Origin of the sequence: Pseudomonas sp. P4795 (assembly GCF_048822895.1) — a bacterium.
In the GTDB taxonomy this organism is placed as follows: domain Bacteria; phylum Pseudomonadota; class Gammaproteobacteria; order Pseudomonadales; family Pseudomonadaceae; genus Aquipseudomonas.
Genome location: NZ_JBMFBT010000004.1, coordinates 460084 through 472437 on the forward strand (window position 1 = coordinate 460084; position 12354 = coordinate 472437).

10 protein-coding genes are annotated in these 12354 nt (G+C 60.2%); 4 read left to right on the forward strand and 6 right to left on the reverse strand.

Annotation, left to right across the window (positions count from 1 at the left end):
* The first annotated feature begins 33 nt into the window (after positions 1-33).
* Positions 34-651 carry a PAQR family membrane homeostasis protein TrhA gene (trhA, locus tag ACOI8A_RS14240; RefSeq protein ID WP_420647339.1) on the forward strand — a complete coding sequence of 206 codons (618 nt, stop codon included), beginning with the start codon at positions 34-36 and terminating at the stop codon, positions 649-651.
* 93 nt (positions 652-744) lie between these two features.
* Here the strand turns inward: trhA and ACOI8A_RS14245 are convergent, their stop codons facing one another.
* Together ACOI8A_RS14245 and ACOI8A_RS14250 are read right to left on the reverse strand one after the other, a co-directional pair.
* Positions 745-1464 (reverse strand): 16S rRNA (uracil(1498)-N(3))-methyltransferase, encoded by a 720-nt coding sequence (locus ACOI8A_RS14245; protein ID WP_420647338.1) that lies wholly within the window; start codon positions 1462-1464, stop codon positions 745-747.
* A gap of 209 nt (positions 1465-1673) precedes the next feature.
* A complete protein-coding gene (locus ACOI8A_RS14250; RefSeq protein WP_420647337.1) occupies positions 1674-3080 on the reverse strand; it encodes an adenosylmethionine--8-amino-7-oxononanoate transaminase in 1407 nt (468 codons plus the stop codon).
* Positions 3081-3302: 222 nt separating this feature from the next.
* Between ACOI8A_RS14250 and ACOI8A_RS14255 the strand changes: the two genes are divergently transcribed.
* From ACOI8A_RS14255 to ACOI8A_RS14265, 3 genes are all read left to right on the forward strand, one after another.
* Complete coding sequence (locus tag ACOI8A_RS14255; protein ID WP_420647336.1) at positions 3303-5162, forward strand: flavin monoamine oxidase family protein; 1860 nt, start codon at positions 3303-3305, stop codon at positions 5160-5162.
* 364 nt (positions 5163-5526) lie between these two features.
* Positions 5527-6078, forward strand: coding sequence for a cytochrome b (locus ACOI8A_RS14260; protein WP_420647335.1), 552 nt, complete (start codon positions 5527-5529; stop codon positions 6076-6078).
* 32 nt (positions 6079-6110) lie between these two features.
* Entirely contained in the window at positions 6111-6686 is a 576-nt protein-coding gene (locus tag ACOI8A_RS14265) for a YceI family protein (protein ID WP_008083105.1), read from the forward strand.
* A 182-nt stretch (positions 6687-6868) separates the two neighbouring features.
* On the opposite strand, the gene ACOI8A_RS14270 is transcribed toward ACOI8A_RS14265, so the two are convergent.
* The 4 genes from ACOI8A_RS14270 to ahcY form a co-directional block, all read right to left on the reverse strand.
* On the reverse strand, positions 6869-8746 hold the full coding sequence (locus ACOI8A_RS14270; protein WP_420647334.1) for a DEAD/DEAH box helicase: 1878 nt from the start codon (positions 8744-8746) through the stop codon (positions 6869-6871).
* Between the two features lie 221 nt (positions 8747-8967).
* Positions 8968-9780: a substrate-binding periplasmic protein gene (locus ACOI8A_RS14275; protein WP_420647333.1), complete on the reverse strand. Its 813-nt coding sequence runs from the start codon at positions 9778-9780 to the stop codon at positions 8968-8970.
* A gap of 124 nt (positions 9781-9904) precedes the next feature.
* On the reverse strand, positions 9905-10750 hold the full coding sequence (metF, locus tag ACOI8A_RS14280) for a methylenetetrahydrofolate reductase [NAD(P)H] (RefSeq protein ID WP_420647332.1): 846 nt from the start codon (positions 10748-10750) through the stop codon (positions 9905-9907).
* A gap of 174 nt (positions 10751-10924) precedes the next feature.
* Positions 10925-12334 carry an adenosylhomocysteinase gene (gene ahcY, locus ACOI8A_RS14285; RefSeq protein WP_420647331.1) on the reverse strand — a complete coding sequence of 470 codons (1410 nt, stop codon included), beginning with the start codon at positions 12332-12334 and terminating at the stop codon, positions 10925-10927.
* Between the last annotated feature and the right edge of the window lie 20 nt (positions 12335-12354).

Sequence of the window (12354 nt, forward strand, 5' to 3'; positions counted from 1 at the left end):
GCTTTGCAATAACGATTACGAGGTGTGCGATACATGTATCACGGGGAAAAACTCAACGCCTGGACGCATCTGGTCGGGGCGGTGGCGGCGTTTATCGGCGGGGTATGGATGCTGGTGATCGCCTGTCTCGATGGCAGTCCGTGGAAGATTGTCAGCGTGGCGATTTACGCGTTTACGTTGCTGGTGCTGTATAGCGCTTCAACGGTTTACCACAGCGTGCGCGGGCGCAGGAAAGCGATCATGAAGAAGGTTGATCACTTTTCGATCTACCTGCTGATTGCCGGCAGTTACACGCCGTTCTGTCTGGTGACGTTGCGCGGGCCGTGGGGCTGGACGCTGTTCGGGATTGTCTGGGGGCTGGCGCTGATCGGCATATTGCAAGAGATCAAACCGCGCTCCGAGGCACGGATTCTGTCGATCGTGATTTACGCGGTGATGGGCTGGATCGTGTTGGTGGCGGTCAAGCCGCTGATCGCAGCGCTAGGCACCACGGGGTTTGCCTGGCTGGCGTCGGGCGGCGTGCTGTACACGGTGGGGATTATCTTTTTTGCGCTGGATCACCGGTTAAGGCATGCGCATGGGATCTGGCATCTGTTCGTGATTGCCGGGAGTTTGCTGCACTTTGTGGCGATTATGTTTTACGTCCTTTGAAGCAAGATCAAAAGATCGCAGCCTGCGGCAGCTCCTACAGTTGAAATGCGTTTCCCCTGTAGGAGCTGCCGCAGGCTGCGATCTTTTGGGGCCTTAGAAGTCACCCCAGAGTTGTTGGGCCACCGCCAATGCAACCACCGGCGCAGTCTCGGTGCGCAACACGCGCGGCCCGAGCCGTGCAGCGTGGAAACCGTTGCCCTTGGCCTGCTCAACCTCGGCATCCGACAAGCCCCCCTCCGGCCCGATCAGGAAGGCGAGGGTCGAAGGCTTGGCATGGCTCACCAACGGCTCCGCCACCGGGTGCAGCACCAGCTTCAATTCGGCTTCCGTCTGTTTCACCCAGTCCGCCAACAACACCGGCGGATGAATCACCGGCACCCGCGAACGACCGCATTGCTCGCACGCGCTGATCGCCACTTGGCGCCAGTGCAGCAGGCGTTTGTCGGCGCGTTCGTCTTTGAGGCGGACTTCGCAGCGCTCGCTGAAGATCGGGGTGATTTCATTCACGCCCAGTTCGGTGGCTTTCTGAATCGCCCAGTCCATCCGCTCGCCACGGGACAGGCCCTGGCCGAGGTGGATGTGCAGTGGCGATTCGATCTGCCCGGCGAGTTGTTCGTCGATGCGCACCGTCACGCGTTTCTTGCCGACTTCCAGCAATGCACCGTGAAACTCGTGGCCGGAGCCGTCGAACATCTGCACCGCATCGCCCTCGGCCATGCGCAGCACGCGGCTGATGTAATGCGCCTGGGCTTCCGGCAGTTCGTGGTCGCCGATGCTCAGCGGGGCGTCGATGAAGAAGCGGGACAGTCTCATGGTGGGTCTCTGAAAAATTGGCTCGGAATCGCTGGAATTGCTGAGGAGCTGTGGTGCTTGTGTGGCGAGGGAGCTTGCTCCCGCTCGGTTGCGCAGCAGCCGCAAAAACTGCCGACGCGGTGTTTCTGATAGATCGCGCCGGCTGGGTTTGGGAGTCCTTCGGCCTCCAGCGGGAGCAAGCTCCCTCGCCACAGGATTTGTGTAAGGGTCTAGCCCGGATCGCGGAAGCCGGGATGGAAATCCTTCGGCACTGCCACGCTGACGCTGTCACGCGTGGCGATGTCGATGCCTTCGCTGGCGACTTCGGCGAGGAAGTCGATCTGCTCCGGGGTGATCACGTACGGCGGCAGGAAGTACACCACGCTGCCCAGCGGACGCAGCAACGCGCCACGCTCCAGCGCATGCTGGAACACCTTCAGGCCACGGCGCTCCTGCCACGGGTAGGCTTCCTTCGAGGCCTTGTCCTTGACCATCTCGATCGCCAGCACCATGCCGGTCTGGCGCACTTCGCTGACGTTCGGATGATCAACCAGATGCGCGGTAGAGGAGGCCATGCGCTGAGCGAGGGCCTTGTTGTTTTCGATCACGTTGTCCTGTTCGAAAATATCCAGCGTCGCCAACGCCGCCGCACACGCCAGCGGGTTGCCGGTATAGCTGTGTGAATGCAGGAACGCGCGCAGGGTCGGGTAGTCATCGTAGAACGCGCTGTAGACCTCGTCGGTGGTCAGGCACGCCGCCAGCGGCAGATAGCCGCCGGTCAGGGCTTTCGACAGACACAGGAAGTCCGGGCGGATGCCGGCCTGTTCGCAGGCGAACATGGTGCCGGTACGGCCGAAGCCGACGGCGATTTCATCGAGGATCAAGTGCACGCCATAACGATCGCAGGCTTCGCGCAGCAACTTGAGGTACACCGGGTGATACATGCGCATGCCGCCGGCGCCCTGGATCAACGGCTCGACGATCACCGCAGCCACGCTGTCATGGTTCTCGGCGAGGGTCTGTTCCATCGCCGCGAACATGTTGCGCGAGTGTTCTTCCCAGCTCATGCCTTGCGGGCGCATGTAGCAATCCGGGCTCGGCACCTTGATGGTGTCCAGCAGCAGGGCTTTGTAAGTTTCGGTAAACAGCGGTACGTCGCCGACCGACATCGCCGCCATGGTTTCGCCGTGGTAGCTGTTGGTCAGGGTGACGAAGCGCTTCTTGTTCGGTTGCTCGCGGTTGAGCCAATAGTGAAAGCTCATTTTCAGCGCGACTTCGATGCACGATGAACCGTTATCGGCGTAGAACACCCGATTCAGACCGTCCGGCGTCATCTTCACCAGACGCTCGGACAGTTCGATCACTGGCTGATGGCTGAAACCGGCAAGAATCACGTGCTCCAGCTGATCGACCTGATCCTTGATGCGCTGATTGATGCGCGGATTGGCGTGGCCGAACACGTTGACCCACCACGAACTGACCGCATCGAGGTAGCGTTTGCCTTCGAAGTCTTCCAGCCAGACGCCTTCGCCGCGCTTGATCGGGATCAGCGGCAGCTGTTCGTGGTCTTTCATCTGGGTGCAGGGATGCCACAACACCGCGAGATCGCGTTGCATCCACTGATTATTCAGGCCCATTTACAGTCTCCTCGAGGCGGCTCGCGTCGGACGCGGGCAAACAATCGCGCAAGCCTATGCAATGCATCGCGTCGGGACAACCCATTGTGTCGATTGAGCTACTTTGTATGGGGCGATAGACGTCGCTGGCGGCGTTTTGATGGCTGACGTATTCTTCGCGGTTCTTTGGGTCGTCTGACCCGCACAACTGCTTTTTCCTACATGATTTCCGGAGTTCGCTGAATGTCTGTCGGTTGGCTGCGCGCCTGTGCGCTGGTGATGTTGGGGCTGTTCAGCGTGACTGCGCTGGCCAAGGATAAAACCGCAATCGTGATCGGCGGCGGCCTGTCGGGCCTGACCGCAGCCTACGAACTGCAAAACAAGGGCTGGCAAGTCACCTTGCTCGAAGCCAAACCAAGCCTGGGCGGTCGCTCCGGCATGGCCACCAGCGAGTGGATCGGCAACGACAAGACCCAGCCGGTGCTGAACAAGTACGTCTCGACATTCAAGCTGAGCACCACGCCAGCGCCTGAGTTCGTGCGGACTCCGAGCTACCTGATCGATGGCGTGTATTACACCGCCGCTGATCTGGCCACCCGCGAGCCGGCCACCGCCGAGGCGCTCAAGCGCTACGAGAAGACTCTCGACGATCTGGCGCGCTCCATCGACGATCCGCAAAACCCGGCGGCCAACAACACATTGCATGCGCTGGATCAGATCAATGTGTCCAACTGGCTCGATCGCCTGACGCTGCCTGCTACGGCGCGTCAACTGATCAACCAGCAGATCCGCACCCGTTATGACGAACCTTCGCGCCTGTCGCTGCTGTACTTCGCGCAGCAGGGCCGGGTGTATCGCGGCGTGTCCGACCGTGACCTGCGCGCTTCGCGTCTGGTCGGTGGCAGCCCGGTGCTGGCGCAAGCCTTCGTCAAACAGCTGAAAACCATCAAGACCAACGCTCCGGTATCGGCGATCGTTCAGGACAAGGACGGTGTGACCGTCAAGGTCGGCGCAGTCGGCTATCAGGCGGACTACGTCGTTCTCGCGGTGCCATTGCGCGCCCTGAGCAAGATTCAACTGACCCCGGCACTGGACGCCCAGCACCTGGCGGCGATCAAGGGCACCAACTACGGCTGGCGTGACCAGATCATGTTGAAGTTCAAGACGCCGGTCTGGGAAAGCAAGGCGCGCATGTCCGGCGAGATCTACAGCAACACCGGCCTGGGCATGCTTTGGGTCGAGCCGGCACTGAAGGGCGGCGCCAATGTGGTGATCAACCTGTCCGGCGACAACGCGCGGGTGATGCAAGCGTTCGGCGACAAGCAAATGGTCGATCAGGTGCTGATCCGTCTGCATGCGTTTTATCCACAGGCGCGCGGCTCGTTCACCGGTTATGAAATCCGTCGCTACAGCACCGACCCGTCGACTGGCGGTTCGTACCTGGCCTTCGGCCCGGGCCAGATCAGCAAATTCTGGCGCATCTGGGAACGTCCGCTGCAACGCGTAGCGTTTGCCGGCGAACACACCGACACCTTGTACCCGGGCACTCTGGAAGGTGCATTGCGCACCGGCCAGCGTGCGGCCAGTCAGGTTGAAGATCTGGCAGCAGGCAAATCGTTCGAGCCAGTCAAAGTTGTGCCGGCAGCCACTGCGGCAGCGGCGGGTGCAGTAGCAGCGAAGAAAGGCAATTTCTTCAGCAATATGTTCGGTGGCTCGGACGACAAGGCTGCTTCCAAAGCTGAACCGGCCAAGGCTGACGCGAAAGCCGATGAGGCGAAGCCAGGCTTCTTCAAGCGCCTGTTTGGCGGCGGTTCCGATGCAGCTCCGGCCAAGGCGCCAGAGCCGACTCCAGTTCCGGCGCCGGTTGCTCCAGCGCCTGCTCCTGTTCCTGCGCCAGCTCCGGTGGAAGCACCGAAGCCAGCGGCCCCGGTGAAAGCCGAGCCCGCGAAGAAGGCTGCGGCCAAACCGGCAGCGAAGAAACCGGCAGCCAAAACCGAAGCGAAAAAAGCGCCGGCCAAGCCTGCGGCGAAAAAGGCTGAACCGGCCAAGAAGCCAGCGGTTAAACCGGCTCCGGCAGCGACCACCGAGACCAAGACGCAGTAAGGCTTTGCGGTGAACGAAAAAGCGCGGCTCTGATGCCGCGCTTTTTTTTGCCTGTAAGGGCCTCATCGCGGGCAAGCCCGCTCCCACAATGGTCGGTGGTGTTCACAAATTTAGCGCTCACTGCAAAAACCTGTGGGAGCGGGCTTGGTCCGGGCGGCGATCCGACGATGAGGCCCATAAAGTCAGCACAGATTTCCTATCTTGCCGACTAACATCCCCTCACACTTTGGCCTTTAATCTTTCCTTAACTCGCCTGTTCAAGACTCTTGATCGTATTTCTCGATATTTCAAAGCGAAATTTTCCGCTTTAATTCGATAGATAACTCGCTAGTCTTGGTTCGCAGTTCTCCACAGGATTTGGGCAATGCAGCTACGTAACACTTCTTCGCGCTACGGTTGGGTCAGCATCTTCATGCACTGGGGTGTGGCGCTGGTGGTCTTCGGACTGTTCGCGCTGGGCCTGTGGATGGTCGGGCTGGATTACTACAGCACCTGGCGCAAAGACGCGCCGGATCTGCACAAAAGCATCGGTCTGGTGTTGTTGGGCGTGATGGTCCTGCGGGTGTTGTGGCGTTTTATCAGCCCACCGCCGCCAACGCTGCAAAGCTACAGCCGCATGACTCGCATTGGCGCGAAGTTCGGCCACGGGTTTCTATATGTCGCGCTGTTTGCTGTGATGCTTGCCGGTTACCTGATTTCCACCGCAGACGGTGTCGGGATCCCGGTGTTTGGCCTGTTTGAAGTGCCTGCACTGGTTTCCGGCCTACCGGATCAGGCAGATACCGCCGGGGTGATTCATTTCTACCTGGCATGGGCGCTGGTAATTTTTTCCGGCCTTCATGCGTTGGCAGCAATGAAGCACCACTTTATCGATCGTGATGCGACCCTGACACGAATGCTGGGACGCAAAGCCTGATATTCAACCTCGACTCCAAAGGAAAACAAAGCATGTTGAAAAAGACTCTGGCCGCTCTGGCAATCGGTTCTGCACTGCTCTCGGCCCAAGCCATGGCAGCGGACTACAAAATCGACAAGGAAGGTCAGCACGCCTTCGTTGACTGGAAAATCAGCCACCTGGGTTACAGCTTCATCCACGGTACCTTCAAAGATTTCGACGGTACTTTCTCGTGGGATTCGGCCAAGCCTGAAGCCAGCAAAATCGCTGTTGATGTGAAAACCGCCAGCCTGTGGTCGAACCACGCTGAACGTGACAAGCACATCGCCAGCAAAGACTTCCTCGACGTTGGCAAGTTTGCTGATGCCAAGTTCGTTTCCACCGCCGTTAAATCGACTGGCGAAAAGACTGCTGACGTGACCGGCGACCTGACTCTGCACGGCGTGACCAAGCCTGTGACCTTCAAGGCTACGTTCAACGGCGAAGGCAAGGATCCATGGGGCGGCGAGCGTGCTGGCTTCAACGCCAAGACTACCCTGAACCTAAACGATTTCGGGATCAAGGGCCCAGGTCCTACCTCGCAAACTGCGGATCTGGACATCTCGCTGGAAGGCGTGAAAGTTAAATAACTTTCCCCCTCCACACAAAACGCCCCCGGTCGAAAGGCCGGGGGCGTTTTTTGTTGCCCGGCACAAACCTTCGTATCACCGCAGCTCCCACAGGGGGATTGCAGTGTTTCAGAGGTGTCCATGGCTGCATGAAAAATGCCCCGGCTCTTGCAAGTCGGGGCATTTTTTATTGCCGGGGAAAATCAGCGATTGCGGGTCAGCAATGCCGGTTTTTCGCCGCGCGGGCGGCTTGGCAGTTGATCAAGTTGCTCTGGAGTCGGGAAGCGGTCGGCTTTCGATTCCTTGTGCATGATCTTCGGGCCGGTGCTGCGCGGGTTCTGTACCGCTGGCTCGGCACTTGGCTGATCGTCACGGGCCGGACGGCGGTTGCGCGAGGACTCGTCGCGACGGCCTTGACCGTCGCGTGGAGCGCCGCTGCGTGGGCCGCTGCGTTTGGCTGGCGGAGTACCGGTGCTCGACCCGTTGTTGTTACGCGGGTTGTTCTGACGGCCACCTTGCGGCTGACCGCTGCGTGGTGCACCCGAACCAGTACCTGCGCCTTGCGCTGGAGCGTTGGGACGACGACCGCGACCGCCGGCAGGGGATGGTTTTGGCACGTAGTCGACGCGGTTGCCGAAGTTATCCACATCGTCATCGAGGAACACGTCGGGAGCACGGTCGGAAGCGGCGCGCGGAGTCTGGCTCGGCTGACGCTGCTCGCGAGCCGGGGTGCCTTCGCGTGGCTTCTGCGAACGAGCTGGACGCTCGCCGCGTTCGCCGGCCGGCTTTTCCTTGCTCTTCTCTTTGCCTTTGTCCTTACGACCGCCGCCACCGCCGCCGCCATTCGGACCGTCGCCGCGTGGGCCACGCGGGTTGCGCGGGTTACGCACATCCGGACGCTCACGCACTTCCGGCTTCTCGGCTTCAATGGTGCTCGAGTCGAAGCCCATCAGGTTGCCGTCGGCGATTTTCTGCTTGGTCATGCGCTCGATGCTTTTCAGCAGTTTTTCTTCGTCCGGTGCGACCAGCGAAATCGCCTCGCCCGAACGACCGGCACGGCCAGTACGGCCGATGCGGTGAACGTAGTCTTCATCAACGTTCGGCAGTTCGAAGTTGACCACGTGCGGCAACTGGTCGATGTCCAGACCCCGTGCGGCGATGTCGGTGGCGACCAGAATGCGTACTTCGCCAGCCTTGAAATCGGCTAGAGCTTTGGTGCGCGCGTTCTGGCTCTTGTTGCCGTGGATCGCGACAGCCGGCAGACCGTGCTTGTCGAGGTACTCGGCCAGACGGTTGGCGCCGTGCTTGGTGCGAGTGAACACCAGCACCTGTTCCCACGCGCCAGCAGTGATCAGGTGCGCCAGCAGCGCACGCTTGTGGCTGGCCGGCAGACGGAATACGCGTTGCTCGATGCGCTCGACCGTGGTGTTCGGTGGAGTGACTTCGATACGTTCCGGGTTGTGCAGCAGCTTGCCGGCGAGGTCGGTGATGTCCTTGGAGAACGTCGCCGAGAACAGCAGGTTCTGACGCTTGGACGGCAGACGCGCGAGGACTTTCTTCACGTCGTGCACGAAGCCCATGTCGAGCATGCGGTCGGCTTCGTCAAGCACGAGGATTTCCACGTGGGACAGATCGACGCTGCCCTGGCCGCACAGATCGAGCAAACGACCCGGGCATGCCACCAGCACGTCAACGCCACGGGACATGGCCTGAACCTGCGGGTTGGTGCCGACGCCGCCGAAGATGCAGGCGCTGACGAATTTCAGGTCACGGGCGTAGATCTTGAAGCTCTCGTGCACCTGGGCCGCGAGTTCGCGGGTCGGGGTCAGGACCAGTACGCGCGGTTGGCGCGGGCCATGACGCTGGGATTTGTCCGGGTGACCATTGGGGAACAGCCGCTCCAGAATAGGGAGGGCGAAACCGCCGGTTTTACCAGTACCTGTCTGTGCCGCAACCATCAGGTCGCGACCTTGCAACACGGCGGGAATGGCCCGCTGTTGCACCGGAGTAGGCTCGGTATAGCCCGCATCATTGATGGCGCGGACTAAAGCCTCGGAGAGACCGAGGGAAGCAAAGGACATGAGTAATCCTGTTCTAGTTAGGGCTTGGCCCAATGGGAATCTTGCCTGGCGCGAATCGCGTTTAAGAGGACGCAATCCCGTCCGGTCCAGCTGCGGTTCCGAAGGCACGTCTGGAGCGCTCGCGCGGGCTGAAAGCTGCGCTGTAGCGGGTCGAGAAGCCTGTTACGGTTCCGGGCGTCCGGGCGTGAGCCTGGCGGGAACGCCGGAGTATAACAGAGCAATCACTGCGCGCCGCTTTCCTGCTGCTCAACGGTTTTACTGTTGGCGGTGGCGCTGCCCAGCGGTGCGGCGAGTGCCGGGGCTGCGCCGTAGCGCGCACTCAGCTCGGCATACGCCGGTTCACGCTTGAAACGCTTGAGTTCTGCGCCGAAACGCTGCACCAGCAAATCCATCCCGGCATTGCGCCGAACGGCCAGAAACTGGCTCTGACGGCTGATCACGGTCGGGTTTTCGCTGATTTTGTCCCGGATTCCCAGTTCATCGAGCAAATGCTGACCGACGCGGCGGTCGGTGATCAACAAGTCGATGCGCCCGCGTTCCAGCTTGCCGAAGTTGGCTTCGTGGGTCGGTGCGGGTTCGCGGGTGAACAGGGTCGACTCGCTGAAGTCGGGACTATAGAGATAGCCGGGCGAAGTGCCGATGGTCAGGCCTTTCAGTTCGTCCAGCGTGCGAAATGGATGCGGACGCTCATTGGCGTAGAACATCACGAACTCCACGTCCGACAGCGGTTCGCTGGGGTAGAGCAGGGTCGCGTCGCGCTCGGCGCTGTGGAATATATCCAGTGCGCCGTCGGCCTGGCCGGTCTCGAGCATGGACAAGCAACGCTTCCACGGCAGGAATTGCCAATCGACTTCAATCCCCAGCCGCTGGAACACAATCGCCGTGGTTTCGTAATCGAGGCCGAGGTTCTTGCCGCCTTCTTCGTAGACGTACGGCGCCCACGGTTCGGTGACAATGCGCAGCTTCTCGCCCCGAGCGGCAAAGCTCAGGCAAGCGAAAACCAGCACGGTGAATAACTGCGTGATCAAAGGCATGGCTTGAGATTACGACGAGAAACGGCAAAGAGCCAGAAACTGCCGGCACAAGCTCTAAATCGGGGATTCAAAAGCAAAAAATCGCAGCTTCGGAGGCTGCGATCTTTTGATCTTGCTGTGACGCTTAGCGCGGCAACTTCAGGTTATTCCAGATCGCCAGGCTAGGCTCAGCCTGGTTCATGGAATAGAAGTGCAGCCCCGGTGCGCCGCCCTGTAACAGGCGTTCGCACATCTCGCTGACGACTTGCTCACCAAAGCGCTGAATGCTTTGGCTGTCATCGCCATAGGCTTCCAGTTGCTTGCGGATCCAGCGCGGAATTTCCGCACCGCAGGCATCGGAGAAGCGCGCGAGTTTGCTGTAGTTGGTGATCGGCATGATCCCCGGTACCACCGGAATATCCACGCCCAGCGCCTGCAAACGGTCGACAAAGTAGAAGTAGCTGTCGGCGTTGAAGAAGTACTGGGTGATCGCGCTGTCGGCGCCGGCCTGGGCCTTGCGCACGAAATGGGCAAGATCGTCTTCGTAATTGCGCGCTTGCGGATGCATCTCCGGGTAAGCGGCAACTTCGATGTGGAAATGATCGCCGGTTTCTTCACGAATGAATTCAACCAGCTCATTGGCGTGACGCAGCTCGCCGCTGGTCATGCCCATGCCGGATGGCAGGTCACCACGCAGGGCAACGATGCGCTTGATGCCGGCAGCCTTGTACTCGTTCAGCAGGCCGCGCAGGTCGTCCTTGCTGTCGCCAACGCACGACATGTGCGGGGCGGCGGGTACTTTGACTTCGCTTTCCAGCTGCAACACGGTGTTCAGCGTGCGATCACGGGTCGAACCGCCAGCGCCATAGGTGCAGGAGAAGAAATCGGGATTGTACGTTGCCAACTGACGGGCAACGTTGAGCAGCTTTTCATGCCCAGCATCGGTCTTGGTCGGGAAGAACTCGAAGCTGTAGCGACGGTCTTGGGACATGGTCATATCCTTGCAAACACGAAAGCCGGACGCTGCATCCCTGTAGGAGTTGCCGCAGGCTGCGATCTTTGAAGATCAAAAGATCGCAGCCTGCGGCAGCTCCTACACAGAACGATCAGCAGCGCCAGTCAGGCAGCGCGGTGTGCCGGGCACACCGCGTTGACGCTCAGCTAATCAGTAGCGGTAAGCGTGCGGCTTGAACGGGCCTTCGACGGTTACGCCGATGTAGTCAGCCTGTTGCTTGGTCAGTTGCGTGACCACGCCGCCGAAGCCGCGAACCATTTCCAGAGCCACTTCTTCGTCGAGTTTCTTCGGCAGTACTTCAACCGTCAGACGCTCGGCTTTCTGGGCTGGCGACAGGTCGGCGTACTTCTGGCCGAACAGGAAGATCTGCGCCAGAACCTGGTTGGCGAACGAACCGTCCATGATGCGGCTCGGGTGACCGGTGGCGTTGCCCAGGTTCACCAGACGGCCTTCGGCCAGCAGGATCAGGTAGTCGTCGTTCTGAGCGTCGAACGCGCCCGGGCCGGTACGGTGAATCTTGTGTACCTGTGGCTTCACTTCTTCCCATGCCCAGTTCTTGCGCATGAAAGCGGTGTCGATTTCGTTGTCGAAGTGGCCGATGTTGCAGACAACAGCGCGCTTCTTCAGGGCTTTGAGCATGTTCGAGTCGCAAACATTGACGTTGCCGGTGGTGGTCACGATCAGGTCGATCTTGCCCAGCAGTGCTTTATCGATGCTGGCTTCGGTGCCGTCGTTGATCCCGTCGATGAACGGCGAAACCAGTTCGAAACCGTCCATGCAGGCTTGCATGGCGCAGATCGGGTCGACTTCGGAGACCTTGACGATCATGCCTTCCTGGCGCAGGGACTGAGCCGAACCCTTGCCCACATCACCGTAACCGATGACCAGCGCTTGCTTGCCGGACAGCAGGTGGTCAGTACCGCGCTTGATCGCATCGTTCAGGCTGTGACGGCAGCCGTACTTGTTGTCGTTCTTGGACTTGGTCACCGAGTCGTTGACGTTGATGGCCGGGATGCGCAGTTCGCCCTTGGCCAGCATGTCCAGCAGACGGTGTACGCCGGTGGTGGTTTCTTCGGTCACGCCGTGAACGCGATCCAGCACCTGTGGGTACTTGTCGTGCAGCAGCTGAGTCAGGTCGCCGCCGTCGTCGAGGATCATGTTGGCATCCCATGGCGCGCCATCTTTCAGGATGGTTTGCTCCAGGCACCATTCGTACTCTTCTTCAGTCTCGCCTTTCCAGGCGAAAACCGGGATGCCGGCAGCAGCGATAGCGGCAGCAGCCTGATCCTGAGTCGAGAAAATGTTGCAGGACGACCAGCGCACTTCGGCACCCAGGGCAACCAGGGTTTCGATCAGCACGGCAGTCTGAATGGTCATGTGGATGCAGCCGAGGATTTTGGCGCCTTTCAACGGCTGTTCGCCGGAGTACTTGCGACGCAGACCCATCAGAGCCGGCATTTCCGATTCGGCGATGATGGTTTCGCGACGGCCCCAGGCAGCCAGGGACATGTCGGCAACTTTGTAATCGGTAAAATCTGCAGGCGTGATAACAGCGCTCATGAAGAGCCTCCATTCGTAAT

Bases quoted from the DNA above. Each gene is read 5' to 3' on its own strand.
- ACOI8A_RS14250 (WP_420647337.1), bottom strand. From the start codon at position 3,080: ATGGGCCTGAATAATCAGTGGATGCAACGCGATCTCGCGGTGTTGTGG.
- ACOI8A_RS14255 (WP_420647336.1), top strand. From the start codon at position 3,303: ATGTCTGTCGGTTGGCTGCGCGCCTGTGCGCTGGTGATGTTGGGGCTG.
- ahcY (WP_420647331.1), bottom strand. From the start codon at position 12,334: ATGAGCGCTGTTATCACGCCTGCAGATTTTACCGATTACAAAGTTGCC.
- ACOI8A_RS14245 (WP_420647338.1), bottom strand. From the start codon at position 1,464: ATGAGACTGTCCCGCTTCTTCATCGACGCCCCGCTGAGCATCGGCGAC.
- metF (WP_420647332.1), bottom strand. From the start codon at position 10,750: ATGTCCCAAGACCGTCGCTACAGCTTCGAGTTCTTCCCGACCAAGACC.
- trhA (WP_420647339.1), top strand. From the start codon at position 34: ATGTATCACGGGGAAAAACTCAACGCCTGGACGCATCTGGTCGGGGCG.
- ACOI8A_RS14260 (WP_420647335.1), top strand. From the start codon at position 5,527: ATGCAGCTACGTAACACTTCTTCGCGCTACGGTTGGGTCAGCATCTTC.
- ACOI8A_RS14275 (WP_420647333.1), bottom strand. From the start codon at position 9,780: ATGCCTTTGATCACGCAGTTATTCACCGTGCTGGTTTTCGCTTGCCTG.
- ACOI8A_RS14265 (WP_008083105.1), top strand. From the start codon at position 6,111: ATGTTGAAAAAGACTCTGGCCGCTCTGGCAATCGGTTCTGCACTGCTC.
- ACOI8A_RS14270 (WP_420647334.1), bottom strand. From the start codon at position 8,746: ATGTCCTTTGCTTCCCTCGGTCTCTCCGAGGCTTTAGTCCGCGCCATC.